We start from the raw sequence: 25,642 nt of genomic DNA on the forward strand, positions 1-25,642 counted from the left end.
CCCCCGGGTTGTGTCCTGCGACACAGTCCCTTCAGGTTAGCGGCGCACCGGTCTTTTTTCAACGGTTGGCGAAAATAAGAAGAATTGCCTTTCCAGCCGCAGCCCAGCCTCGCGTGCCATGATCGGGCCATGAAGTCCATGACGGCTACCGGCGACCACCACCGCAACTTCAATTCCCGTGCCCACCATTCCCGGCTCCGCCTGCTGGTGATGCTCGCCGTCGGCCTGGTGGCGGCGCTTGCGGTTGGCACGTTTGGCACCTGGACGTATGCCCCGGCCCTCGGCTGGGCCGCCGCCTCGGCCACCTACCTCGTCTGGGTCTGGAGCGTGATCGGACGCCTGGGCCCTGCAGCCACCGCTGCGCATGCGCGGCGGGAGGATCCGGGCAGGGTCTTCTCGGACGCGCTGGTCCTGGGCGCCACCGTGGCCAGCTTTGCGGGCGTCGCCCTGATTTTGCTCGATGCCTCCAGTGAGCAGGGCGGAGCCAAGGACGCCACCGTGGCCATGGCGCTGGGCAGCATTGCCCTGTCATGGTTCCTGGTCCACACCCTGTTCACCCTCCGCTATGCAGCCATCTACTACCGCGACGGAACGGGAGTGGATTTCAATGAGGAAAGCCAGCCCAAATACTCGGATTTTGCCTACCTGGCCTTCACTGTGGGCATGACATTCCAGGTATCGGACACCGACCTGAAGACCACGGCCATCCGTTCCACGGTCCTGCGCCAGGCGCTGCTGTCCTACCTGCTGGGTGCCATCGTCCTGGCCACCACCATCAACCTGGTGTCGGGGCTGATCCACTAAGCGGGCCTATTCTGGGCCCATGGCTGAGATAAGAGTTAACTGGCACCGGCGGCACAAAGAAGGCCTCAGTACGGGCGACAAAGCTGCTGACGCCCTTCGGAACGGCATGGGCAGCTGGCCTTTTGTGGGGATGTTCCTGGGTTTCATGGGGCTGTGGGCCCTGGTGAATTCCTATGTCCTCGCCACCGACGCTTGGGACCCTTACCCCTACATCCTGCTGAACCTTTTCCTGTCCATGCTGGCCGGACTGCAGGGCGCCATCCTGCTCATTGCAGCCAAGCGCCAGGACGCTATTGCCTCGGCCATGGCGCAGCATGATTACGAAACTGACGTCCGGGCCGCGGCGCAGATCGAGATGCTCATGAACATGAACGCCGAGCAGTTGAAGCTGCTGCAGGAACTGCGGGACATGCGGGACCGGCCCTGAAAACGCCAATGGGTGCAACTCCGGCTGGAGTTGCACCCATTATGCGAGTGTCCGCTAGTCCTTCTTGAAGGCATCCTTGACGTGCTCGCCGGCCTGCTTGAGGTCCGACTTTGCCTGGTCCGTCTGGCCTTCAGCCTTCAGGCTCTCGTCGCCCGTGGCGTTTCCGGCAGCTTCCTTGCCCTTGCCGCCGAGCTTCTCTGCAGCGTTGCCGATCTTGTCATCCAAACCCATGGAGATGCTCCTTACAGTTCGTGCTCGCTCCGGCATCCGCCAGAACCTGACCCCTCAATAGTAAGCATACTTTCGAGTTTGGCGCTCATTTCCGGTCGGGAATTTTGCCCAGGAGGGAAAGGTACCCCTCGAGTTGGGCCGCGTGGCCAAAGTCTGTTTGGCCGTCCGGTGCAAGGGCTGCCTCGATCTGGGCCCCCAGCAGCATGTTCAGCAGCTGCCCGGCAAGGATGGGATCGTCGACGGCGGCACGGACGTCGCCGCTGTCCCTCGCCTCTGACAGGAAACGGCGGATTGCCACCAGCCACTCATTCATCGACTGCTGGTGGATCACCGCCTTCCGGGGGTCATTGATGGCCCTTTGCCAGAACGGGACCACGATGCGCGCCTCATTGACGCGCTCTTCATCGAGGGGGAGGACCTCAAGGCAAAAGGCCCTCAGCGCGTCCAGGCCCGTCCGCCCGGCCGTGACCTCCGCGATGCGCAGGTTGGTCCTGTTGAACACATGGCTGAAGGCGAATTCGAGCAGGGTGTCCTTGGTGGGGAAGTAGGGTTTCAGGGCGCCGTTGGCGAAGCCTGCCTCCGTGGCGATCTCCCGCATGGTGGCGCTCTCCAGGCCCTGACGGGCAATGATCCGCCAGGTGGCATCCACGAGTTCCAGGCGGCGCTCATCATGGTCAACTATCTTCGGCACCGCGGCCACTCCCCGGAAATATTTCGCTAAGACTCTTGTGAGCCATGTTACGGACGTTTATTCTCTACAACTATAGAAAATAAACCAGTGGCCGGCGACGGCCCGGACAAAGGCTCTTCCCATGACTCTTGCACCAACCGAAACCGCATCGGCCTTCCGCCTGGCAACGGCGGAGGAAATCCTCGATGTCCGCGCCATCCTGCAGTCTGAAGGCCACCTGGACCCGCGGCACCGCATCGCCTACCTTGGCCTGCTGGATCCGGCCCGGGGAACGGAACCACAGGCGGACCGGCGCTTCCGGGTCTTCATCCACGACGTCTCAGGGGCTGCGCCGCGGGACGTCGTGGTCTCCATTACCCAGCAAAAGGTGCTCTCCGCCGTCGAACTCGACACCGCGGTGACCGGCGAACTGCCGGTCCTGGAGGAGGAATTCGACGTGGTGGAAGCGCTCCTGGCCGCCGATGACCGCTGGCTGAAGGCGCTCGCCGACAGGGGCCTCGAGGTCGAAAAGGTCCGCGTTGCGCCGCTCTCGGCCGGCGTCTTCGAATACGGCGAGGAGAAAGGCCGCCGCATCCTCCGCGGCCTGGCGTTCGTGCAGGAATTCCCGGAGGACACCGCCTGGGCGCACCCGGTGGACGGGCTGGTGGCCTATGTGGACGTGGTCAGCAAGGAAGTCACCCAGGTCATCGACCTCGGCGTGATGCCCATCCCGGCAGAGCACGGCAACTACACCGATCCGGAACTGACCGGGCCTGTCCGCGCCACCCAGAAGCCCATCAGCATCACCCAGCCGGAAGGGCCCAGCTTCACCGTCACCGGCGGCAACCATGTGGAATGGGAGAAGTGGAGCGTTGACGTCGGCTTCGATGTCCGGGAAGGGGTGGTCCTGCACAACCTGGCCTTCCAGGACGGCGGCCGGAAGCGGCAGATCATCAACCGTGCGTCCATTGCCGAAATGGTGGTGCCCTACGGCGACCCCTCGCCCATCCGGTCCTGGCAGAACTATTTCGACACCGGCGAATACCTGGTGGGCCAGTACGCCAACTCGCTGGAACTTGGCTGCGACTGCCTGGGCGAGATCACCTACCTCAGCCCGGTCATCAGCGACGCGTTCGGCAACCCGCGGGAAATCCGCAACGGCATCTGCATGCACGAGGAGGACTGGAGCATCCTCTCCAAGCACTCCGACCTCTGGAGCGGCGTCACCTACACCCGCCGCAACCGCCGCCTGGTCATCTCCTTCTTCACCACCATCGGCAACTACGACTACGGCTTCTACTGGTACCTCTACCTGGACGGCACCATCGAATTCGAGGCCAAAGCCACCGGCATCGTCTTCACCTCCGCATTCCCGGAAGGCGGCTCGGACAACATCTCCCAGCTGGCGCCCGGCCTGGGCGCACCCTTCCACCAGCACCTCTTCAGCGCCCGGCTGGACATGGCCATCGACGGTTTCACCAACCGGGTGGAGGAAGAGGACGTGGTCCGCCAGGCGATGGGGCCGGGCAACGAACGCGGCAACGCCTTCTCCCGCAAGCGCACCCTCCTGGCCCGCGAATCCGAAGGCGTCCGGGAGGCCGACGCCCGCGCCGGCCGGACCTGGATCATCTCCAACCCGGAATCCCGCAACCGGCTGGGGGAGCCCGTGGGCTACAAACTGCACTCCCACAACCAGCCCACGCTGCTCGCGGACCCGGACTCCTCCATCGCCCGCCGCGCCGCCTTTGCCACCAAGGACCTGTGGGTCACCCGGTACGCCGAGGACGAGAAGTACCCCACGGGCGACTTCGTGAACCAGCACGCCGGCGGCGCGGGCCTGCCGGCCTACGTTGCGCAGGACCGGGACATCGACGGCCAGGACATCGTCGTCTGGCACACCTTCGGCCTGACCCACTTCCCCCGGGTGGAGGACTGGCCCATCATGCCCGTGGACACCGTCGGCTTCAAGCTGCGTCCCGAGGGCTTTTTCGACCGCAGCCCCGTTCTGGACGTTCCCGCCAACCCGAACCAGCAGGCGTCCTCCTGCCACACCGAGGGCGGCAGCGGTGGCTGCCACTAGCCTCGTCCCCGCCACGGCAGGGCGTCCGACGGCGGCGGGGCGGCTGCGTGCCAACGGTCCCGTCCTGCATCCCCGCGTCGTCGCCGTGGCCACCGCCGGTTCCTGCGTTGCCCACGTGGGACTGGCGGCGTCGGGACACCACGGCGCATGGCTCAGCGTCCTGATGCTGGCACTCGCCGCCGTCTGCGTTCCCTGCACGGTCCATATCTGGCGGCACAGCCGGGTGGCCGCACTGCACCAGGTCACCGCTGCGGCCGTGGCGATGGCCGCCCTGCACGCCGTCCTGCTGCTGGCCGCCGGTGGTGCCGGGCACGCCCATGGCCGCCAGCCGTCGTCGTCCGCTGTTGGTGGTTCGGGCAGCACGGACCTGCTGCTGGTTGTTGCCCTGGAACTGGGGACGGCGCTCCTCGCTGCAACCCTGGTGGCCCGGCTGCGGCGCCTGCGCCGGTAGGGTTTCGGGGCTCAGCCGGCCGGGACGCCGAGCGGGCGGGCGACGTGCAGCTGTTCGTGGTCAACGAGCCACTGGATGGATTCGAAGATGGCCTGCTCCGGTTCGTACCGCGGCGCGTAGCCGAGCACGGAGGCCGCTTTTTCGATGCTGAAGCACTGGCTGCGGTAAAGGTGGTTCCAGCTCGCATCCGCGTGCTCGCGGGAGGTGTTCTCCCGGAAGCGGTCCCAGGGAACCGTCTCCAGTACAGCCGCGTGCCCGAACCAGGCGGCGGCGATGTCCGCATAACCGCGGACCGTCAGCGCCGTGGGGGCAACGATATTGAAGTCCTCACCGGTGGCTGCCTCCCGCCGGGCCATCGCCTTCTCGAACGCCTGAGCCACGTCATCGGCGTGCACATGGTGCATCAGCTCCGTGCCGCTGCCGGGAATCCGGAGGGGCTGGCCTGCAGAGATCGTCTGCCAGACGGCGGGATCAAGGTTTCCCAGCGGACCAACCGGCTGCCACCCCGGCCCGACAATGTGGCCGGGGTGCAGTGACGTGGTGGCCAGCCCGCCGCTGGCGGTTTCCTCCTGCAGCATCAGGGCAATCCTGTTTTTCTGGACGCCGTATTCGCCAAAAGGCGGTGCGGCTGAATCCGATCCCTCCCTGATGGGCAGCTTCAGGCTCTGCCCGTACCGCCAGACGGAGCCGCAGTGCAGCAGGTGCCCCACCTCGCCCCGCAGCCGCTGCACCAGCGCAGCCGCCGATTCGAGGGTGAAGCAGACCAGGTCCACCACGACGTCCGGCTTGAGGGCGGCCACCCGGTCAGGGAAGGTTCCGTCCTGGTCCTCTGCCTGCCGGTCCGCGGTGACGTGCTGCACCTGCTGCCACTCCGGTGCCTCTGTGTACGGCTTGCTGGTGCCGCGGCTGATGTTGGTGACCTCGTGGCCGGCTTGGACCAGCCGGGGGACCAGGAACGAACCGATGTGGCCGCTGCCGCCGATGACGGTGACTTTCATTGCTCTCCGATCGTTGCGTTCCCTCCACGGTAGGGCCGCGGCACCAGGAAAGGGAGGCCCTGCCGGACCTCCCTTTCCTGGCGATAGGGGTGGACCCAAGGGTCAGGCAGGCTTGGCGTACTCTGCCGCGCTCATGACCTCGTAGCCAACAAACGTCTCATCGCCCTCCACCCAGGCGTCGTGGCCGGCCGGGATGGAGTAGGCGTCACCGGACTGGATGGTCATGCCGGTTCCGTTGTCCAGCTGGACGGTCAGGGTGCCGGAGGTGCAAAAACCAAGGTGATTGTTCTGGCAGCTGTCCGTATGGACAACCGTCTTGACGGTTTCTGACCAGCGCCAGCCGGGCTCAAACGTGAACCGGCCCAGGGTGGCGCCACCAATGTTCACCACGTCTACTTGCGTCTTGGGCGGACGGCGCTTTTCGTCCGGTTGGTCAAATGATTTGGACTCCAGGTCCTTCACCGTTACTGCGGGCATTGCTGGCTCCTTCGTAAGGAGTGGTTATTGAGTTCGTCCGGGGCTGTGCGCGGCCGGGATCGGGGCCGGCAGGGCGGGATGTGCCCCGTCCAGAGCCTGCCGGTCCCATGGATCAACGCTCTCAATCTGCTCCTGCGCGCAGCCCGTGTCAATGACGGTTTTCCGCCTGGAACCACTCCCGCCCGGGGTTGGTCACCGAGGGGGCGGAACGGTCAATCCCGGGCTGTGCAGCCCACCGCACCCCGTTGGCCAGGACCCGCTGGACCTGCGGATGGTGGTACACCGGGTACTCCTGGTCGCCGGGGCTGAAGTAGAAGATGCGGCCCTTGCCGCGGGTGAAGGTCACGCCGGAGCGGAACACCTCGCCGCCGGCAAAGGAGCTGATGAAGATCAGGTCGTCCGGGTCCGGGATGTCGAACAATTCGCCGTACATCTCCTGCTCCGGAATGACGATGGGACTCTCCACGCCCTCCGCGATGGGATGGGAGGGCTTGACGGTCCACACCAGCTCCCGCTGGCCGTCATTCCGCCAGGCCAGCGAACAGCTGGTGCCGAGCAGTTTGGTGAAGATCTTCGCGAAGTGCCCCGAGTGGAGCACGATCAGCCCCATACCGCCCAGCACATGCCGGTGGACGCGTTCGACGACGGCGTCCCCCACCCCGGCGTGCGCGATGTGGCCCCACCACAACAGGACGTCCGTCTCCGCGAGCACCTCCTCGGCAAGGCCGTGGTCGGGATCCGTGGCCAGGACCGCCGTCGTGATGTCCGCCTCCGGAAGGTGGGAGCGCAGGCCCGCGGCGATGGCTCCGTGGATGCCGTCCGGGTAGATCTCCCCGATGTGGGACGGCTCGTTGTTGGCTTCGTGGACGCCTTCGTTCCACACCAGGATCCGGAGTTTGCCGTCCATCAGAGCCGAACCTCCCTCTGCTCGCGTGCGGACTGGTAGCACGCGTCGATGACCTGGGCGCGGTACAGCGCCAGGGATCCGTCATGGTTGGCCCATACGTGCCCGCCGCCCCGCACGGCGGTGACGAAATCCTCCACCACAGCATCGTGCGCGCGGCCCGGCAGGACCGGGGGCAGGTAGTCCGCGGACCCGCCGTCCTTGTCCGTGAACACCCGCAGCCGGCCCACCGGCGGGAACGGCGCCCCGTGCACCCTGAGCTCGGCGCCGCCGTCGGTCCCGTACACCGTGAAGTCCAGCTGGTCATCGGTTTCCCGGTAGGCTGCCCAGCTGGCCTCGACCAGCAGGGTCGCGCCGCCCTCCAGCCGGAGGAACGCCGTCGCGAAGTCCTCCACTTCGAAGGCGTGGCTGGTGGCGTGGGCGGAGAACCGGCTGCCGCCGCCCCGGCCCTGCGGCCCCAGTTCGGCATGGGTGGCCGCGGAGACCGCCACCACCTTGGGCTCGCCGAGGAGGTACAGGGCGAAGTCGAGCACATGGACGCCGATGTCCGCCAAGGGCCCGCCGCCGGCGAGCTCCGGGTTGGTGAACCAGCTGCCCAGCGTGGGAATGCCCGCGCGCCGCAGCCATGACGCCTTCGCGTAGTAGGGCCTGCCCAGGCCGCCGTGGTCGATGACCTCCTTGAGCGCCTTGATGTCGCCGCGCCGGCGGTGGTTGAAGGCGACGTCCAGGACGCGGCCGGCCTTGCGGGCGGCGTCCACCATGGCCTGGCCTTCCGCGGCGTTGCGGGCGATGGGCTTTTCGCTCAGGACGTGGATACCCCGTTCCAGGGCGGCGATGGAGATCGGGGCGTGCAGGAAGGTGGGTACTGCCACGCTGACTGCGTCCAGGCCGCCGTGGTCCAGCATGTCCTGCCAGTCGGCGAAGGCGTTCGGAATGGCGTATTCGGCCTGCAGGGAGTCCCGGAGGTCCTGCTCCATCCCTGCCACCGAGACGATCCTTACTCCGTCCAGCGCCGAGTAGGCCTTGAGGTGCTGCTGGCCGGCCCAGCCAATGCCCACCACCCCCACTCGTAAATCCGTCGGCGGCATGGGGGAGGGATGCGTGCTGTTCAAGGGCTGGCTCCTTCGGGGGTGGCTTGCTGCCCGGTTCCCCTCAGCCTAGTACCGCAGCCTGCCCCGGAGCTGGTGCCGGGGCCCCGTCTGGCCCCGGCCGCTTTCGCCCCGGAGGTATACGACGGCGTCACGCAGCGCCCGCTTTTGGCGCGCCCGGGTGCCGTGTTCCCCGCAAACCCGGGCCGCCGCCGTCGTGCCCTGGCCAAAAGCGTGCCCTGCGTGACGGGCGCCGACGGGCTGGCCCATCGAAACATGCATTTAACCTTCCGGTCCGACGCCCGAAATACGGGTTTGGATACTCTGGTGCAACCAGGTTTACTGATAGCTAACGCCAACCCTGACAGGAATGTTTCGATGACCAGTGTCGCAACCCCTGCTGTAACCCCCGCTGCCGGCCTCCCCGGCCAGGTTCCGCCAGCCCTGGCGGAACGCATTTCCCTGGCGGACATTGCCCGCGCCCATGACGTCCGCTTCCTCCTGGCCACGTTCGTGGACATGACCGGCAAGCCCTGCGCCAAGCTCGTCCCGGTGGAAGCCGCTGACGAACTCGAAGCGGGTGCTATGGGTTTCGCCGGCTACGCGGCCGGCCTCATCGGCCAGAAACCCCAGGACGGGGACCTCATCGCCGTCCCGGACCTTGCCTCCTTCACCCCCGTCCCCTTCATCAAGGAAGGGCTGGCCATCATCCACTGCGACCCGCATGTCGACGGCAAGCCCTGGCCCTACGCCCCGCGCGTCATCCTCAAGAACGCCCTGGCCCGCCTGGCTGACCGGGGCATGCAGGCCAAGGTGGGCGCCGAGGTGGAGTACTTCCTGGTGAACAGGAACGACGACGGGACGCTGAGCACCGCCGACGCCCGCGACGATTCGCCCCGCCCCTGCTACGACGCCCGCGGCGTGACCCGGATGTACGAGCACCTCACGTCCATCAGCGACGCGATGAACTCGCTCGGCTGGGGTAACTACGCCAACGACCACGAGGATGCCGCCGGGCAGTTCGAGCAGAACTTCACCTACGCCGATGCCCTCACCACCGCCGACCGGGTGGTCTCCCTCCGCTACATCCTGAACATCCTGGCGGAGCAGCGCGGCATGACCGCCACGTTCATGCCCAAGCCGTTCACGGACCGCACCGGGACCGGCCTGCACTTCCACCTCTCGCTGTGGTCGGGTGCGGAGGCGCTGTTCCCGGGGGACGACGGAAACGCGGACGACGGCGGACGCGGCCTTGGGCTGTCCGGCCTCGCGTATTCCTTCATCGCCGGCATCCTGGACCACGCCCCCGCGCTGCAGGCCTTCCTCGCCCCCACGGTCAACTCCTACAAGCGCACCGGCGCCACCACCAGTTCCTCCGGCGCCACCTGGTCCCCGCGGAAGGCCTCCTACGGCGGCAACGACCGGACCCACATGATCCGCGTGCCGGACAACAAAAGGATCGAACTCCGCTCCGGGGACGGTTCCGCCAACCCGTACCTCGCCGTCGCCACCGCCATCGCCGCAGGGCTGGACGGCGTGGAGAAGTCCCTCGACCCGGGCACGCCATCCGGGCCGGGGGAGTCCAAGGCGGACGCCCATTTGCTGCCCGCCACCCTGCTCCACGCCGTGGAAGCGCTCCGGAGGGACCCCGTGATCCTCGCCGGCCTGAGCGGAGATCCGGAGATCGGAACTTACTACGCAAACGCCAAGGAAGAGGAGTTCCTCAGCTGGCACAACCAAGTCAGCGACTGGGAAATCCGGACCTACCTCACCTCGATCTAATCCCTACGAAGTAAAGGAATCCCACCATGTGCGGAATCGCCGCGCTGCAGCTGCGCAATCCCTCGCTGCACCCCCGGATGGGCAGCCTGCTGTCCTCCATGCTCTGCCAGATCGTGGACCGCGGCCCTGACTCCGCCGGCCTCGCCGTCTACAACACCCCCGGCCTGGTCTCCCCGGGCACGTCCACCCTGAGCCTGCTCGGCAGGGACCAGGGAATCACGACGGCGGCACTCACCTCGGGCTTGGAGGCTCTCCTCTCGTCTGACGCAGTACCCGCCGTGCAGGTGGTGGGTGACACGACCCTGGTGAGCGCCGCCGTCGGGACCGACCTGCTGGCCAAGGCCGTCACCGAAACCGTGCCCGGCTCCACCATCATCGGCCGCGGCGAACACGTGGCCGTGATGAAGAGCGTGGGCCACCCCATGGAGATCGCCGCCGACCACGGGCTGGAAGCCATGGCGGGCAGCCAGGGCCTGTCCCACACCCGGATGGCCACCGAATCGGCCGTCACCGCCGGCGGCTCGCACCCCTTCTCCGTGGCCGACGACCTCTGCCTGGTGCACAACGGGTCCTTCTCCAACCACGCCACCGTACGGCGCGATCTCAAGCGCGAAGGCGTGGTGTTCGATTCCGAGAACGACACCGAGGTGGGCGCACGCTACGTCGCCTCCCGGCTGCAGCAGGGGGACACCCTCGAGGAAGCCCTGGTGAACCTGGGCAAAGTCCTGGACGGCTTCTACACCCTGGTGGTCACCACCGCGGACAGCATGGCCGTGGTCCGCGACCCCATCGCCTGCAAGCCCGCCATCATCGCCGAAACGGACGACTACGTGGCCATGGCCTCCGAATACCGCGCCCTGGCGTCCCTGCCCGGCATCGAGAACGCCCGCATCTTTGAACCGGAACCCGGAAAGGTCTACACATGGTCACTCTGACAGCCCCCGAAACCCTGGAACCTGCAGCTACTGCTGAGGCACACGCCGTCGTCGACCTGTCCGGCGCCCCGGTCCGCGACCTGAACCAGGCACTCCACAACGCGGCCGACGGCCAGTCCTGGACTGTGACCAACCCCGGCGGCAAGCACAGCCTCGCCGTCGGCATTAACGCCGACGTCACCGTAACCATCGAAGGCCACGCCGGCTACTACGCCGCCGGGATGCACCAAAAGGGAACCGTGACCGTCACCGGCAACGCCGGCGTCGGAGTGGCCGAGAACATCATGTCCGGCACCGTGCATGTCAAGGGCGACGCCTCGCAGTCCGCGGCCGCCACCGGCCACGGCGGCCTTGTGGTCATCGACGGCAACGCCGGCGCCCGCTGCGGGATCTCCATGAAGGGCGTGGACATCGTGGTGGGCGGCAACATCGGCCACATGTCCGGGTTCATGGCGCAGGCCGGCCGGCTGGTGGTCTGCGGTGACGCCGGTGACGCCCTGGGTGACTCCATCTACGAGGCTCGCATCTACGTCAAGGGCACCGTGGCCTCCCTGGGCGCTGACTGCATCGAAAAGCCGCTGAAGGCCGAGCACCTGGCCGAACTCGCCGAACTGCTCTCCGCCGCCGGCCGCACCGACAACCCCGCTGACTTCAAGCGCTACGGCTCCGCCCGGAACCTCTACCACTTCCACGTCGACAACTCGACTGCCTACTAGGAGGCCCCCATGACCATCACCTCCCTTCCGGTTCCCGCCCAGGCACCCGCCGCAGCACCAGCAAACATTGACGAACTGGGCCTCCGCGAGTCCGCCACGTTCGACCGCGCCACCATCGCCGACATCCAGCGCGCCGCCGCCACCGGCGTCTACGACATCCGCGGCTGGGGCGCCAAGCGCAAGGTCCCGCACTTCGACGACCTGCTCTTCCTCGGCGCCTCCATGTCCCGCTACCCGCTGGAGGGCTACCGCGAAAAGTGCGATACCGACGTCGTCCTCGGCGACCGCCACGCCTCCCGGCCGCTGCACCTGGCCACCCCGGTGACCATCGCCGGCATGAGCTTCGGTGCACTCTCCGCCAACGCCAAGGAAGCGCTGGGCCGCGGCGCGTCCGAGGTGGGCACCTCCACCACCACGGGCGACGGCGGCATGACGCCTGAGGAGCGCGGCCAGTCCAAGCACCTGGTGTACCAGTACCTGCCGTCCCGCTACGGCATGAACCCGGACGACCTCCGCAAGGCCGACGCCATCGAGATCGTCCTGGGCCAGGGCGCCAAGCCCGGCGGCGGCGGCATGTTGCTGGGCCAGAAAATCACCGAACGCGTCGCCGGGATGCGCACCCTGCCGGTGGGCATCGACCAGCGCTCCGCCAGCCGCCACCCCGACTGGACCGGCCCGGACGACCTTGAAATCAAGATCGGCGAACTCCGCGAAATCACCGACTGGAAGACGCCCATTTACATCAAGGTGGGCGCCTCCCGGCCCTACTACGACACCGCGCTCGCCGTGAAGTCCGGTGCCGACGTGGTGGTGCTGGACGGCATGCAGGGCGGCACCGCTGCCACGCAGCAGGTGTTCATTGAAAACGTCGGCATCCCCACCCTCGCCGCCATCCCGCAGGCCGTCCAGGCACTGCAGGAACTCGGCATGCACCGCAAGGTCCAGCTCATCGTTTCCGGCGGCATCCGCACCGGCGCCGACGTCGCCAAGGCCATGGCCCTGGGGGCCGACGCCGTCGCCATCGGCACCGCGGCGCTGATCGCACTGGGCGACAACGACCCCCGCTACGCCGCCGAATACTCCGCCCTGGGCTCGGCCGCCGGGTTCTACGACGACTTCCAGGACGGCCGCGACCCCGCCGGCATCACCACCCAGGACCCGGAGCTCTCCTCCCGCCTGGACCCGGTGGCCGCCGGCCGCCGCCTGGCCAACTACCTCCGCGTCCTCACCATGGAAGCCCAGACCATCGCCCGGGCCTGCGGAAAATCGCACCTGCACAACCTGGAACCTGAGGACCTCGTGGCGCTGACTATCGAGGCCTCCGCCATGGCCCGCGTGCCGCTGGCCGGCACCAGCTGGATCCCCGGCGTGCAGGGAAGCTTCTGATGGCTGGACCTTCTTCCGACGCGTCGGATTATGTGGTGGTGGGCGCCGGCCTGGCCGGCGCCGCCACCGCGTGGCAGCTCGCAGCCCGCGGCCACCAGGTCACCCTGCTGGAACGCGACGTGCCCGCCGCCCACGACGGCAGCTCCCACGGCTCCGCCCGGATCTTCCGCTACGCCTACCCGGACCCGTTCTACACGCGGGCGGTGCTCGACTCCAAAGCGCTCTGGGACGGGCTCGCAACGGAAGCCGGCGCTGAGCTGATCACGCCGTTCGGCGCGGTGGACTACGGTCCAAAGCGCAATCCGGCCCTCCTCGCTGAGGTGCTTGCGGCCGCCGGCATCGACCACGAGCTGGTGTCCGCCGCCGAAGCCCGGGGCCGCTGGCCGCAGATCGCGTTCGACACCGAGGTCCTCTGGCACCCCGGCGCCGGCGTGATCGACGCTGAAACGTCAGTCAACGCCATGGTGGCGCTCGCGGTCCGGTACGGTGCAAAAGTCCTGACCGGCTGGAGCCTGGACCGGGTGGAACGGCTGGGCGGCGGCTACCGGCTGCACTCCTCCACAGGGGAAACGCTCGACGCCGGCAACGTCGTCATCAGCGCGGGCGGCTGGCTGCCACGGCTGCTGGAGTCCCTCCCGCTGCCGGCGGGCTTCCTGGCCGGCCTGCCCGACTTCACCGTCCGGCAGGAACAGGCCTTCCACTTCCGGTACCGGGAAGATTCCGGCTTTTCCGGCACCAACTGGCCCACCTTCATCCACAAGGCCGGCGACATCCAAACCTACGGGCTCCCCGGCGGCCGGGACGCCGGCTTCGCGGGCCAGAAGGTGGCCGAATACAACGGCGGCCCGGGCATCCCGTCGGCCGCCGAACAGACCGGAGTAGTGGACCCAGCCAACCGCGCCCGCGTGGTGGAGTACGTCCGCCGCTACCTGCCCGGACTGGACCCGGAACCCTACGCCGAAACCACTTGCCTCTTCACGAACACGCCCACCGAGGACTTCCTGATCGACAGGGCGGACAACCTCACCGTCGTCTCGCCCTGCTCAGGCCACGGGGCCAAATTCGCGCCGCTGATCGGACAGTGGGCCGCGGACCTGGCAACCGGAACCGGTGCCGTGCCTGACAGGTTCCGCAGCACCGCCTCATCGGCACTGACCACGTAGAACGGATTACCGTGACCCTTCCCCAGACAGCACCCGCGCCGCACGCGGTACCCGCCGAAACTGCCGGCGCACCTACTGTCGCAGGCCTCCTCAAGGAAATCTCCGACGTCGGACGTGACAGTGCCCGCGGCGGCTACTCACGCCCGGTGTTCTCCACCGCCGAATCGGACCTCCGCGCCTGGTTCATTGAGCAGGCCGGCCGGCGCGGACTGGATGTCCATACCGACGCCAACGGGATCATGTGGGCCTGGTGGGACACTGCGACGGGCGTGCGGAAGGACGCCGTGGCCACCGGCAGCCACCTCGATTCCGTCCCCGGCGGCGGCGAGTACGACGGCCCGCTGGGGGTCGCCTCGGCGCTGGTCGCCATCGACCTCCTCAAAGCCCGGAACTTCCGGCCGCGGCGGCCCCTGGCGCTCGCCGTCTTTCCGGAGGAGGAAGGCTCCCGGTTCGGCGTGGCCTGCCTTGGCTCGCGGCTCCTCACCGGCGGCCTGGACCCGGACAAGGCCCGCAACCTCCGCGACCCGGACGGCAACACCTACGCCGACGTCGCCGCCGCGAACAGACAGGACCCGCGGTTCATCGGCCCCGACTACAAGGCCCTGCAGCAGCTGGGGATGTTCGTGGAGCTGCACGTGGAGCAGGGGCGGGGGCTCATCGACCTGGACCGGCCGGTGGCGGTCGGCTCATCGATCCTGGGCCACGGCCGCTGGAAACTCAGCATCACGGGCGAAGGAAACCACGCCGGCACCACGCTCATGAAGGACCGGCATGACCCCATGGTCGCGGCGGCCAAGGTGGTGGTGTCCATCCGGAACACCGCCCGGAAGTACAAGGATGCCCGCGCCACGGTGGGCCGGGTCCAGCCCGTCCCCGGCGGTACCAACGTGATCGCCTCTCGGGTGGACCTGTGGATCGACGTCCGCCACCCCGAAGACTCAGTGACTGCGGCGCTGGTGGAGGCCATCGGGCTGAACGCCCAGGTCCTGGCCGCGGAGGAAGGCTGCTCGGCGACCCTCACCACGGAATCGCTGAGCCCCACCGTGCATTTCGACGGCGGCCTGCGGGACTGGCTGCAGGAACTGCTGCCCGGTGCGCCGGTGCTGGACACCGGGGCAGGCCACGACGCCGGCGTGCTGGCCGCACACCTGCCCACCGCCATGCTGTTCGTCCGGAACCCCACCGGCATCTCGCATTCGCCCGACGAACTCGTGGAGGACACCGACGCCGAAGCCGGCGCACAGGCCCTGGCGGACTCCCTGGCCGGGCTCCTGGGCGGGGCCCGCGTCCTTGGCTAGGGCCGCCGCCGTACGCCGGCTGTCCCGCGGCCCGCCTAAGATGGCAACCATGACCGAACAGGCCGGGGACCGCGGAGCAGACCATGACGGCGACCAGGTGGCCGGCCGGCTGGAGCAGGTCATCGCGGCCCAGGTGCGGCACTACCGCACCACGCAGGGCCTGTCCTCCGCCGAACTGGCAGCCCGGACCGGCATGTCCAAAGCCATGATCTCGCGGGTGGAAACCGCTACCACCTCCTGCTCACTCACCACCCTGCAGCGGCTGGCCGACGGACTGAACGTTCCCGTCACCGCACTGTTCCGCGGCGCGGACACGGACCGGGACGCCACCTTCACCAAGAGCGGCCAGGGGAGCCTGACAGTCCGCAGCGGCACCCAGCACGGCCACGAATACCGCGTGCTGGGCACCCTCAAAGGCCGTACCGATGCGTTGGAACCCACCCTGGTGACCCTCACGGACGCCAGTGACGTTTTCCCACTGTTCCAGCACCCGGGCACGGAGTTCATCTACATGCTCTCCGGGAAAATGGTGTACGGGCATGGCTCCTACGAGTACGCCATGGAGCCGGGGGACTCCCTGCTGCTCGACGGCGAAGGCCCGCACGGCCCCCTGGAACTGCTGGACCTGCCCATCAGGTTCCTGGCCATTTCCGCCAAGTAGTTGCCCCCGGTACTGCTGCGCGCCGGGTGACAGCTGAAACTCACGTGCAATTGGCTGAAACCACCATTTAACACAGCCGAAACCTACCCAAAAATAGCCGCCATACATTGGTATCAGACGGCAAAAGCCGCCCCTCCGCCGGCCGCGGTTTCTCCACCCGCGTCCCACTTGTCGGAACGGCTCTGACGGCAACTTACCGTTCTTTTCGCATCTTGAAAGGGGTTTTCCCATGGACTCGGGAAATGTCGCTTGGATTTTGGCCAGCTCGGCGCTGGTATGCATGATGATTCCCGCCCTGGCCCTATTTTACGGGGGCATGGTGGGGTCCCGCCGGATCCTGAACATGATGATGATGTGCTTCGGCGGCGCCAGCCTGGTGGCCGTGCTCTGGGCACTGTTCGGTTACTCGATGGCCTTCGGAAACTCCGTGGGCGGACTGGGACTCATCGGTGACGTCACCGAGTTCCCGGGCATGGGGCAGCTGCTGGCCAAGGACGATTCCGCGTCCATCCCGGTCATCCTGTTCGCAGCGTTCCAGCTGTTCTTCGCCTGCGTCACCACCGCACTCGTTGCCGGTGCCGCCGCAGGCCGGATGAAGTTTGGCGCCTGGATGCTGTTCGCCGGCATCTGGGCCACGGTGGTCTACTTCCCCATCGCGCACTGGGTGTTCGCGTTCGACTCCGCTGACGGCAGCACCGTTGGCGGCTGGATCGCCAACGGCATCAAGGCCATCGACTTCGCCGGCGGCACCGCGGTCCACATGAACGCCGGCGCCGCAGCACTGGCACTGGCACTGGTCCTGGGCAAGAGCTCCGGCTGGCCCAAGGTGGAACACGCCAAGCCGCACAGCCGGCCACTGGTGCTGGTGGGCGCGGGCCTGCTGTGGGTTGGCTGGTTCGGCTTCAACGCCGGCTCCGCCCTCTCCGCCGGCCAGTCGGCGTCGGTGGTTTTCCTGAACACCGCCGTAGCCGCCTCCACCGGGCTGCTTGCCTGGGCCCTCGTTGAGCGGGTCCGGCACGGTGCGGCCACCAGCATGGGCGCCGCCTCAGGCCTCATCGCCGCGCTGGTAGCCATCACTCCCGCCTGTGGCGCCGTCAGCCCGCTCGGCGCACTGGCCATCGGCGCCATCGCCGGGGCCGTCTGCTCGCTGGCCATCGAATGGAAGTTCCGCCTGGGCTTCGACGATTCCCTCGACGTCGTCGGCGTCCACCTGGTGGGCGGCATCCTGGGCACGCTGCTGATCGGTCTCTTCGCCACGGACAAGGCCCCGAACGGCGTCAGCGGCCTCTTCTACGGCGGCGGCTTCGAACTGCTGGGCGTCCAGGCCCTCGCCACCGTCACGGTGCTGGCCTACTCCTTCGGCGTCACCTGGATCCTGGCGAAGATCCTGGACAAGACCATGGGCGGCCTGCGCATCAAGCCCGAGGACGAACTGCGCGGCATCGACCTCGCGGCCCACTCGGAGCTGGCCTACCTGATGGATGAAGATCCCGTGGAGCTGGGGTCGCCGCAGCGGGTCTAGCTCCGGCAGGTCCACTTCCCGCGGCCCCGGCACACGCCGGGTCCGCCCCGAATGCACGAGTCAGGGCCAAACCTTGGACCGGTGCCGGCAGCCGCCGGCTTATAGTTCCAGGGTTTGGCCCTTCGTGGTGCGGCAGCTTCTGTAATCAGTTTTCCGTGCACACCAGGACGCCGTCCCGCACTTCCAGAACTGCCGCCCGGACGTGGCTGAGGCGGCTGCGCGGGTCTGGTGCCATCGTGTCGATGTCCTCGCCGCCCCAGTAAGGGTGCGTGAAGTACACCAGCAGCGCACGCTGCGCGCCGCCGTCGGACGTTTCCCCGGGTGCCCGTTCCGCCAGGGGCACCACGTCGGCATGGCGTCCGACGACGGGCCTTCCGTCCACCGATTCCGGCGCCGTGAGGATCAGGCCGCCACGGTGCTCCTGCCGGACCCAATGGCCCGTTGCGTCTTCGGAACGGTAGACCGCCTGGCCCCGCCACTCGTCCACGATCATCCAGTAGCTGCCGCCCAGCCGGAAGACCTTGGGTCCTTCGTGCGGGCGCCCGGGGATTGCCACACCTTCGCGCTTCCATGACGACGGGTCTTCCGGAGTGGCGCTCACCGCGCTGTAGGTGGTGGAGCCGCGGGCCTCGTCCTTGTACCAGAGGCGGTACCGGCCGTCACCGCACCGGGCCACAGCGGCGTCGATCACCCGGGGGGAGCCCAGGTCGATCCGGCCCAGGTACTCCCACTTTTCCAGGTCCGTGCTGGCAAACTGGACGATTTCCGCCGTCCCGGTCCAGTCCGTGCGCCTGCCGCCGAGGACAGTCACATACATAATCCAACGGTCGCCAATGCGGACGACGTCGGGCGCCCAGAGGGTTGCCGGGAGTTCCGTTCCGGGCGGGACAAGTCCCTCCACGGTGCCGTGGTAGCGCCAGGTGGTGCCGCCGTCGGACGATTTTGCGACGCCGATACCGGTCCCGTGCACCCATTCCACCCCCGTCAGCCCCGGAGCAGTGGCGCGGCGCTGGGTGTAGAAGAGCACCCACCCCCCTGTGAGGTGGTCAGCCACCAGGATGGGGTCGGTGGGCCCGTCCCATACGGGGTCCCGGAACGGGGTGGCGAATGCGTCCGGACGCAGCGGCACCAGGGGCGGTGCTGCAGGGTTTTCCGTGACAGGCAGCTGGTGCGGCAAAGTTTCTCCAACGTTGTAGTTTTGCGTTGGGCACCAGCTTAGACGTTGGAGTCCCCGGGGGCCCTACTCCTTGAAAAGCCCCGCCAGGTCCTCCGCCGTAATGGCCCCGCCGGCCAGGGCGTCGCCTTCCATGACGTCGGCGAACAGCTGCGACTTCCGGGTCTTCAGCGCCATGACCTTTTCCTCGATGGTGTCCTTGGCCACGAGCCGGTACACCATCACGTTCCGCGCCTGCCCAATGCGGTGTGTCCGGTCCACGGCCTGGGCTTCGGACGCCGGGTTCCACCAGGGATCCAGCAGGAAGACATAGTCGGCCTCGGTGAGGTTCAGGCCGAACCCGCCGGCCTTGAGTGAAATCAGGAACACGGGCGCGCTGCCGTTCTTGAACTCGCTGACAACGTCGGCGCGGTTCCTGGTGCCGCCGTCGAGGTAGCAGTACTCGGTCTCTTCCTCGTCCAGCCGCTCCCGCACCTTGCCCAGGAACCCGGTGAACTGGCTGAAGATCAGCGCCCGGTGCCCCTCGGCCACCAGGTCTTCGAGCTGCTCGAACAAAACATCCAGTTTGGAGGACCGAACCGCGGACAGGGAAGGGTCCACCAGCGACACGTCCAGGCTGAGCTGCCGCAGCAGGGTCAGCGACTGGAAAATGGTGAACCGGTTTTTGTTGACGTCCTCGATCAGCCCGAGGATCTTCTGCCGTTCGCGCTGCAGGTGCGTCTGGTACACCTTCTGGTGCCGCGGATTCAGCACTACCTCGAGGATCTGCTCCTGTTTGGGCGGGAGGTCCTTGATCACCTGGTCCTTGGTGCGGCGCATCATCAGCGGCCGGACGCGGCGCCGGAGCTTCTCCAGCTGCCCCTTGTCGCCGTTCTTCTCCACAGGCTTCTGGTAGTACTCGGCGAAGCGCTTGGGACTGGAGAACAGGCCCGGCGCCACAATGGACGTCAGCGCCCAGAACTCCATCAGGTTGTTCTCCAGCGGGGTGCCCGTGATGGCCAGCTTGAACGCGGCCGGCAGCTTGCGCGCGCACTGGTAGGCCTTGGACTGGTGGTTCTTCACGAACTGCGCCTCATCCAGCACCAGCCCGTTCCAGGTACGCGAGGCGTAGGCGTCGTAGTCGATCCGGAACAGGGCGTAGGACGTGATCACGATATCTGCCCCGCCCAGGGCCGCCGCCACGTCCTGGCCGCTCTTGGCAAAGGTCTCGCCGACCGTCCGCACGGTCAGCCCGGGCGCAAAGCGGGCGGCTTCGAGGGCCCAGTTGCCCACCACGCTGGTGGGGGCCACCACCAGGAAGGGCGCGTCGGCGGCGGGCCTGTTTCCAGGGTCCGCGGCAGCACCGGCGTCGGGCGTCTCCAGGGACGCAGCAACCGCGACGGCCAGCTCCTTCGCCGCGCACATCAGGGCCAGCGCCTGCACGGTCTTGCCCAGGCCCATGTCGTCGGCCAGGATGCCGCCCAGTCCGTGCTTGTACAGGAAGCTGAGCCAGTTGTAGCCCTCCAGCTGGTACGGGCGCAGCTCGGCGTTCAGGGACGACGGCAGCGGCAGCCCGTCCGTGCCGCCCTCCAGGAGCCCGCCCACCGCGGACCGCCAGGCCGCGGCCTGTTCGTCAACAATCCCCAGTTGCGCCAGTTCATCCCACAGCCCGGCCTGGAACCTGCTGATCTGGAGCGGCGCATCCTTGTTGTCCTGCAGCGACCTGGCTTCCTCGATCAAAGCCCGCAGCTGGTGCAGCTCCGGCAGGTCCAGGGAGAAGTAGGCGCCGCTGGGCAGTAGCATCTTGGTCTGGCCGGCCGCCAGCGCGGAGAAGACAGCCGCGAAGGACACGGGCTGGCCTTCGAGGGATATCTGGATGCCCAGGTCGAACCAGTCACGCTGTTCGGTGGCCTTGGTGGAGATGGACACCACCGGCGCTTCCTCGGCCTCGCGGTAGTCGGCGATGTCGCCCACTGTCTCCACGTCCACGTCCGGGGCCTCCCGCAGCCGCGGCAGCACTTCCTCGGTGAAGGCCAGCGTGTCCAGGCCGGTCAGCTCGGCGGACGCCGCCAGCCGGGGAGTGCCCCAGCCGCCCGTCGCCGATTCGCCCAGGGCGGCCACCACATCCCAGGGGTGGCCGATCCCTTCCAGGACGCGGGCCTCGGCGGTGTCGTCGCGGTAGCCGTGGTCGCCGGGGTGCCGCCACAGGGGCTGCGCGGTGACCAGCTTGCCGGTTTTGTAGTGCCACTCCCAGTGCAGCCGCACCCGGTGGTCCGCGCCGTAGTTTGCCAGCAGAGAGAGGGTGGGGACGGCCAGTTCGGGCAGTTCCACGGACTCGTCGCGGGTTGTCACCCGGGCGGTCTGCTTGAGCTTGGGGTAGAAGCCGGTCAGGAACCGCGACTCGTCCCGGGCCGGGATGTGCAGCATGCTCCCCGCGGTGACGAACGCCAGCAGCTCCTCGCTCAGCCCGTTTTCCAGCGGCGCCAGCGTAATGACGCCGTCGGGGTCGGGGACGCCGGGCAGGGCGGCTTCCCCGGCCGTGAAGAAGAGGCCGTGCGCGGGCCTGCCGATGGTGCCCACCGCCGCCGGATCAACCTCGGCCCCGTCAACGGTGATGGTGGGCGAAAGCTCCAGGCCGCCGTCGGACGTGTCCGCTTTTGCCCCGCCTGCTTCCGCGGCCGGCTCAGCCACGGGGGTCCCGTACCGGCTGAGGGAAAGTCCGACGGCGGCAGGGGACTCTGCCACCCGTACCGGCTCGGTGCCGCGCGAGTGGACCAGGGCGAGCCCGATCTTCCGGGCATCGGACAGCAGGCTCCACAGGTTCTTGCCGGCGTAGGAGTTCAGGCCCAGCCACAGGCCGGCGGAGTTGTGCATCCGGCTGGCGGAGGAGGAATGGCCGGCCAGGAACTCCTGCAGCCATTCCACGTGCGCCTGGTTCGATTCGCGCCGGAAGTTCAGGTAGCTCAGGGTGTTCCAGGAAACGTCACCGCGGATCCACTTGCCTTTGGCGCCCATGATGACGGGGCGGACCTTGAGCTGCCGGACGCCGCGGACCGGGTCCCGGCGGCCCGTGTAGGAAAAGTGCGGCGGTGGTTCCTCCACCTCGAACTGCAGGGCCAGGGGAACCCCGGCTGTGGAGGGGGCAGAACCTGGCTGGGAGATCAGCGGACTGAGGGCCTGCTCCCAGTCCGGGAGGGCCGCTGACGGTGCGCGGGACACCTGCGTGGAGGTGGACGGCGCCAGCAGCTGCATCCGGATGGAGGGGTTGTCCTCGGCCGCGAACAGCAGGGCCGCGACGTGCTTGCAGTCCTTGCGGACGGGGCAGCTGCAGACGCCCACAGTGCAGCTCCAGCCGCCGGACTTCCGGACCAGCTTGGCCGTGGTGGAGTAGGGAACTTCCGCGCCGCCCCGGACCTTTCCCAGCATGAGCCCCGTGCCGCCGTCGAACGATATGCCGGAGACCCTGCTTGCCATGGCATACGCCAGCCCGGCCGCGAGCGAGCGGTCGTTGATGGCGGGTGTCTGTATTGCCAGGTCCGCACTTTCGTCCGGTTGGGATGGCATGGTGAGCGCTACTTTCGGCAGGCCACGGCGGAGCCGGGTCCGGTGGGTGGTTATCTGATCCATCTTAGTTCGCCGGGCGGCACCCCCATGCCCGACGGGTGCCTGCCCTGGTGGTCCCGAAAACTTCGCTTGACGTTCATTTCCTTCCCGATGCTGCCGTGAACCGGCCGTCGTAGCGTGAAAGCGTCCGGAGCACCACCACCGCCCAGCAAGGATTGCCATGACCATCACGCCCCAGCCCGTCGTCCTGACCAGCAGCAGTATCGGAGGCAGGGACGAGGAGGTGGTGGAGGCCAACGCGGCCATCATCGATGCGATGCGCAAGGCCACGCTGCGGCTGGAGGACATGTCTCCGGTGGCCGTCCGAAGCTGCCTGGTGGACTTCTACCTGTCGCAGGCGCTGGAGGGCGGCTTCGCGCAGTACGCCGTCATGGCGGGTGGCCGGATCTCCACCGACCCGCTGGTCCGCGAAGGCATGGCAGGGATGGGCGCCACCGCGCACCTGGACCTGTTCAACCGGGCCGCGGAGGCTTACCGCGTGCTGACCGCCGGAACCGAAGCGTCCTACCTGGCCGGTGGTGCCGGTGACAGCGGGGCCGTTGCCGGCGCCCTCCTCCGGGTCGGGGAGCTTGACGGCGAGTTCGAGGAACTGCTGGAGCGCGAGAACATCACTGCCCTGAATGCCCGGTGGCTGCGCGGCCAGCCGGACCTGCTGGTGCTGGACGATGAGGAAGTGGGCCCTTACATCCAGCGGCTCGCTGCCATGGTTCCTGACTTGGCCGAACGTAAAGCAGCCGGTGCCTCAGCTCTGCGGATCGCGGGAGCGCCGTGAAACAGCCGGAGCGGACCGGCGCTCCGAAACGCGCTTCCAGCGATGGGGAGGCCGAAAAAGAAATTTCCAAACACCCGTAACCTTTCCGCAACCGCAGGCGATGTAGTCAGTGATGGGTCCGCCCGGCGGGCCCAGTCCGATGTGTTGTCTAGGTTTTGGAGAAGTAAATGTCTGTATTCACCGTTCTCGCCACCAGCAAAGTCGCCGCCGGAGTCCTGGCCGCCGGAACCCTGGCAGTAGGAGGAACCGGCGCCGCCGCCGTCTCCGGTGCCCTCCCCACCCAGGCCCAGCAGACCGCCCACGAACTTTTCGGTGCACCGGCCCCCAAGCTTGCAGCCGAAGCAGCAGCTGACGCCCAGGCCACCCCGGCCCCTACCGCCACCGCGGCCGTCTCCGACGCCCTGAAGAGCGCCGACGCCACCGCAGAGGCCACTGCCAAGGCTTCCGCGTCCGCTGAGGCATCTGACGAAAAGGCAGGCGCTGACGTAAGCGGTTCCGCCACGGCCAACACCGCCGTTGACGCGGCCGGCCCTGCAGCCCTGGGTCTCTGCACCGCCTTCACCCACGGCGGCCTGGACGCTTCCTCCAAGGCATTCTCCTCGCTGTCCATCGCTGCCAAGGGCGACGCCAACATCAAGAGCTACTGCACCGACGTCGTGGCCAAGGCCGACGCCGCAGCCAAGGCCGGTGCCGAGGGCAAGGTTTCCGCGTCCGTTGACGCCACCAAGCCTGAGGTCCGCGCCGTTCCGTCCGCTCCCGCAGTACCCGCCGTCCCGGCCGTGCCGGGTGTCGACGGCGCGGACACCGTTCCCGCTGTTCCTGCTGTTCCCGCCGTGGGCGGCAACACCGTCCACGCCCCGTCAGTTTCGGCCCGCTAAGGCTCATTGGCTAGTCTGGACTGCGGCTGCGGCCGCAGTCCGGGAAGCCGGGCGGGGGCGCGCACCTTTGGAAAAGCGCCCCTGGCAAACCCGCAAAAAGGCAGCCGGAATACCACGGGGACTGGCAGTCCGAACCGGAAACCGGGACCAGGCGCAAGCCCGGGCCCCGGGATGGAGGAGCCGCTGGTGCTGGACACTTTGGCCCAAGAAGAGATCGACATATTCGACAACGCAGCCGGAACTGATCCGGCCGTGTTGTTCGCTGCTGCCTATCGAACCTTCGCGGGCCCGGTCCACGGGTACCTCAAAGCGCGCGGACTCGATGACCCCGAGGCCGTTACCCAGGACGTCTTCCTGGCCTTCTACTCCAGGATCGGCACGCTCACGGGCGGCCTGCAGGGCGCAAAATCGCTGATCTTCTCAATTGCCCACGCGCGCATGGTGGACCACTACCGGCGGGTGGAGCGCAGGCCGCAGCTGACACCGTACGACCCCCAGCACGACGGCCGGACCACGCCGTCCGCGGAAGACCACGCCGTGGAACTGACGGCCGGAGCCGAAGCCATGCTGGACGGGCTCAGCGAAGAACACCAGGAGGTCCTGGCCCTTCGCGTCGTGGCGGACCTGTCCATCGACCAGGTGGCCGCCATCATGGGCAAGAGCGCCGGAGCCATCAAGCAGCTCCAGCGCCGGGCCCTGCAAAACCTCAAGGCACAAACGCTCAAGAGAAACCAGGCACATCATGAGTGACACCGCAGGATCCCGCAACCAGAGGGCTGTTGACCAGCTTCTGCTGGAGGCAGGCGTGGACGACGACGGCCAGCTCCGTGACGCCCTGCTCAACCTGCGTGCCCTGGCGGCAGAGGCCCCGGCACCCTCCGCCGAAATCGCAGCGCTGATGGCAGGCACGCCAACTGCCGCCACCACAGTGCTTCCCGTTGGTGTGCCGGTCGCCACCACAGTGCTTCCCGTTGGTGTGCCGGTCGCCACCACAGTGCTTCCCACCACCGGGGCCACCGCTGAGGGTGGGGCAGCTCAACCCGGCACAGCCCAACCCAGCGCAGCTCAATTCAGGCCAGTGAAACCGGCTGATGAACTCGCGGCCCGCCGCAGGGCCAAGCGCCGCATCACCCTCACCACGCTCTCGGTGGCTGCCTCGCTCGCTGCCGGAGGTGCAGTGGCTGCCGCCTCCGATCAGGGCTTCCGCGACTCCATCTCCCAGCTGAACCAGGCCGTCACCTCGTTCGTGACTGGTTCCGCGGCGGCACCTGCCGGCAACGACACCAAACAGGCTCCGGTGCCCGTTCCGGCAGGACCCCGGCCGTCGGCAACCAGCAGCGCGGATGCCGTCCCACCGGCACCCGCGCCCGCTTCTGCCCCTGCCGCCGCGGCGCCGTCGGGCGTTCCGGCGCGGCAGGGAAACATCCCCACTCACGGGACGGCTACGCAGAAGCCTGCCCAGGTTCCCGCGGAGCCTGCCCTGCCCACCGACGTGTCAGGGGACGTCAGGAAGGGCCTGGAACAGGGCCCCAAGCTGCCCGTTCCGTTGCCCACTGAGATCCCGCTCCCGGGCAAAACCCCGGACGTTTCCCTGAAGTAGGACAGGCGCCTGGCAGTCCCTG

At 67.8% G+C, this 25,642-nt stretch carries 24 protein-coding genes; 16 read left to right on the top strand and 8 right to left on the bottom strand.

Annotated features, from left to right (window positions below; translation table 11 throughout):
* Positions 1–129 precede the first annotated feature (129 nt).
* Complete coding sequence (locus tag BACI349Y_RS02815) at positions 130–804, top strand: DUF1345 domain-containing protein (protein WP_159630264.1); 675 nt, start codon at positions 130–132, stop codon at positions 802–804.
* 19 nt (positions 805–823) lie between these two features.
* Positions 824–1,231 (top strand): DUF1003 domain-containing protein, encoded by a 408-nt coding sequence (locus tag BACI349Y_RS02820; protein ID WP_159630266.1) that lies wholly within the window; start codon positions 824–826, stop codon positions 1,229–1,231.
* A gap of 54 nt (positions 1,232–1,285) precedes the next feature.
* Here the strand turns inward: BACI349Y_RS02820 and BACI349Y_RS02825 are convergent, their stop codons facing one another.
* Both BACI349Y_RS02825 and BACI349Y_RS02830 read right to left on the bottom strand, forming a co-directional pair.
* Positions 1,286–1,462: a CsbD family protein gene (locus BACI349Y_RS02825; RefSeq protein WP_018770044.1), complete on the bottom strand. Its 177-nt coding sequence runs from the start codon at positions 1,460–1,462 to the stop codon at positions 1,286–1,288.
* An 85-nt stretch (positions 1,463–1,547) separates the two neighbouring features.
* Positions 1,548–2,153, bottom strand: a complete 606-nt coding sequence (locus BACI349Y_RS02830; RefSeq protein WP_159630270.1) for a TetR/AcrR family transcriptional regulator — start codon at positions 2,151–2,153, stop codon at positions 1,548–1,550.
* A 121-nt stretch (positions 2,154–2,274) separates the two neighbouring features.
* Between BACI349Y_RS02830 and BACI349Y_RS02835 the strand changes: the two genes are divergently transcribed.
* Positions 2,275–4,212 (top strand): primary-amine oxidase, encoded by a 1,938-nt coding sequence (locus tag BACI349Y_RS02835; protein ID WP_159630272.1) that lies wholly within the window; start codon positions 2,275–2,277, stop codon positions 4,210–4,212.
* Entirely contained in the window at positions 4,199–4,663 is a 465-nt protein-coding gene (locus BACI349Y_RS02840) for a hypothetical protein (protein WP_159630274.1), read from the top strand. Before BACI349Y_RS02835 ends, BACI349Y_RS02840 begins: the two co-directional genes overlap by 14 nt.
* Before the next feature lie 11 nt (positions 4,664–4,674).
* Here the strand turns inward: BACI349Y_RS02840 and BACI349Y_RS02845 are convergent, their stop codons facing one another.
* From BACI349Y_RS02845 to BACI349Y_RS02860, 4 genes are all read right to left on the bottom strand, one after another.
* A complete protein-coding gene (locus tag BACI349Y_RS02845; protein WP_159630276.1) occupies positions 4,675–5,661 on the bottom strand; it encodes an NAD-dependent epimerase/dehydratase family protein in 987 nt (328 codons plus the stop codon).
* Between the two features lie 102 nt (positions 5,662–5,763).
* Positions 5,764–6,138 carry a cupin domain-containing protein gene (locus BACI349Y_RS02850; protein ID WP_159630278.1) on the bottom strand — a complete coding sequence of 125 codons (375 nt, stop codon included), beginning with the start codon at positions 6,136–6,138 and terminating at the stop codon, positions 5,764–5,766.
* A 148-nt stretch (positions 6,139–6,286) separates the two neighbouring features.
* Positions 6,287–7,045: a ThuA domain-containing protein gene (locus tag BACI349Y_RS02855; protein ID WP_201302381.1), complete on the bottom strand. Its 759-nt coding sequence runs from the start codon at positions 7,043–7,045 to the stop codon at positions 6,287–6,289.
* Positions 7,045–8,130, bottom strand: a complete 1,086-nt coding sequence (locus BACI349Y_RS02860; RefSeq protein WP_159635109.1) for a Gfo/Idh/MocA family protein — start codon at positions 8,128–8,130, stop codon at positions 7,045–7,047. The genes BACI349Y_RS02855 and BACI349Y_RS02860 overlap by 1 nt, the downstream gene beginning before the upstream one ends.
* A 378-nt stretch (positions 8,131–8,508) precedes the next feature.
* Between BACI349Y_RS02860 and glnT the strand changes: the two genes are divergently transcribed.
* From glnT to BACI349Y_RS02900, 8 genes are all read left to right on the top strand, one after another.
* On the top strand, positions 8,509–9,912 hold the full coding sequence (glnT, locus tag BACI349Y_RS02865; RefSeq protein ID WP_201302382.1) for a type III glutamate--ammonia ligase: 1,404 nt from the start codon (positions 8,509–8,511) through the stop codon (positions 9,910–9,912).
* Positions 9,913–9,938: 26 nt separating this feature from the next.
* Positions 9,939–10,847 carry a glutamine amidotransferase gene (locus tag BACI349Y_RS02870; RefSeq protein WP_159630280.1) on the top strand — a complete coding sequence of 303 codons (909 nt, stop codon included), beginning with the start codon at positions 9,939–9,941 and terminating at the stop codon, positions 10,845–10,847.
* On the top strand, positions 10,835–11,563 hold the full coding sequence (locus BACI349Y_RS02875) for a protein glxC (protein ID WP_159630282.1): 729 nt from the start codon (positions 10,835–10,837) through the stop codon (positions 11,561–11,563). Before BACI349Y_RS02870 ends, BACI349Y_RS02875 begins: the two co-directional genes overlap by 13 nt.
* Before the next feature lie 9 nt (positions 11,564–11,572).
* Positions 11,573–12,949, top strand: a complete 1,377-nt coding sequence (locus BACI349Y_RS02880) for an FMN-binding glutamate synthase family protein (RefSeq protein WP_159630284.1) — start codon at positions 11,573–11,575, stop codon at positions 12,947–12,949.
* Positions 12,949–14,112: an FAD-dependent oxidoreductase gene (locus tag BACI349Y_RS02885; RefSeq protein WP_159630286.1), complete on the top strand. Its 1,164-nt coding sequence runs from the start codon at positions 12,949–12,951 to the stop codon at positions 14,110–14,112. The genes BACI349Y_RS02880 and BACI349Y_RS02885 overlap by 1 nt, the downstream gene beginning before the upstream one ends.
* Before the next feature lie 11 nt (positions 14,113–14,123).
* Positions 14,124–15,410: an allantoate amidohydrolase gene (locus BACI349Y_RS02890; protein WP_159630288.1), complete on the top strand. Its 1,287-nt coding sequence runs from the start codon at positions 14,124–14,126 to the stop codon at positions 15,408–15,410.
* Between the two features lie 49 nt (positions 15,411–15,459).
* Positions 15,460–16,071 carry a helix-turn-helix domain-containing protein gene (locus BACI349Y_RS02895; protein WP_159630290.1) on the top strand — a complete coding sequence of 204 codons (612 nt, stop codon included), beginning with the start codon at positions 15,460–15,462 and terminating at the stop codon, positions 16,069–16,071.
* Between the two features lie 229 nt (positions 16,072–16,300).
* A complete protein-coding gene (locus BACI349Y_RS02900; RefSeq protein WP_159630292.1) occupies positions 16,301–17,593 on the top strand; it encodes an ammonium transporter in 1,293 nt (430 codons plus the stop codon).
* A 145-nt stretch (positions 17,594–17,738) separates the two neighbouring features.
* On the opposite strand, the gene BACI349Y_RS02905 is transcribed toward BACI349Y_RS02900, so the two are convergent.
* Together BACI349Y_RS02905 and BACI349Y_RS02910 are read right to left on the bottom strand one after the other, a co-directional pair.
* The gene (locus tag BACI349Y_RS02905) at positions 17,739–18,770 is read right to left on the bottom strand and encodes a family 43 glycosylhydrolase (protein WP_236560697.1); all 1,032 of its coding nucleotides are present in this window, start codon (positions 18,768–18,770) and stop codon (positions 17,739–17,741) included.
* Positions 18,771–18,833: 63 nt separating this feature from the next.
* The gene (locus tag BACI349Y_RS02910; protein ID WP_159630294.1) at positions 18,834–22,310 is read right to left on the bottom strand and encodes a DEAD/DEAH box helicase; all 3,477 of its coding nucleotides are present in this window, start codon (positions 22,308–22,310) and stop codon (positions 18,834–18,836) included.
* Between the two features lie 220 nt (positions 22,311–22,530).
* Between BACI349Y_RS02910 and BACI349Y_RS02915 the strand changes: the two genes are divergently transcribed.
* The 4 genes from BACI349Y_RS02915 (at position 22,531) to BACI349Y_RS02930 (ending at position 25,620) form a co-directional block, all read left to right on the top strand.
* On the top strand, positions 22,531–23,142 hold the full coding sequence (locus tag BACI349Y_RS02915; RefSeq protein WP_159630296.1) for a DMP19 family protein: 612 nt from the start codon (positions 22,531–22,533) through the stop codon (positions 23,140–23,142).
* Between the two features lie 167 nt (positions 23,143–23,309).
* Complete coding sequence (locus tag BACI349Y_RS02920; protein ID WP_159630298.1) at positions 23,310–24,020, top strand: protein tyrosine phosphatase; 711 nt, start codon at positions 23,310–23,312, stop codon at positions 24,018–24,020.
* Positions 24,021–24,191: 171 nt separating this feature from the next.
* Positions 24,192–24,770: an RNA polymerase sigma factor gene (locus BACI349Y_RS02925; RefSeq protein ID WP_159630300.1), complete on the top strand. Its 579-nt coding sequence runs from the start codon at positions 24,192–24,194 to the stop codon at positions 24,768–24,770.
* Complete coding sequence (locus BACI349Y_RS02930) at positions 24,763–25,620, top strand: hypothetical protein (RefSeq protein ID WP_159630302.1); 858 nt, start codon at positions 24,763–24,765, stop codon at positions 25,618–25,620. Before BACI349Y_RS02925 ends, BACI349Y_RS02930 begins: the two co-directional genes overlap by 8 nt.
* Positions 25,621–25,642: the final 22 nt, after the last annotated feature.

The organism is Arthrobacter sp. 8AJ, assembly GCF_902506025.1.
GTDB lineage: Bacteria > Actinomycetota > Actinomycetes > Actinomycetales > Micrococcaceae > Arthrobacter.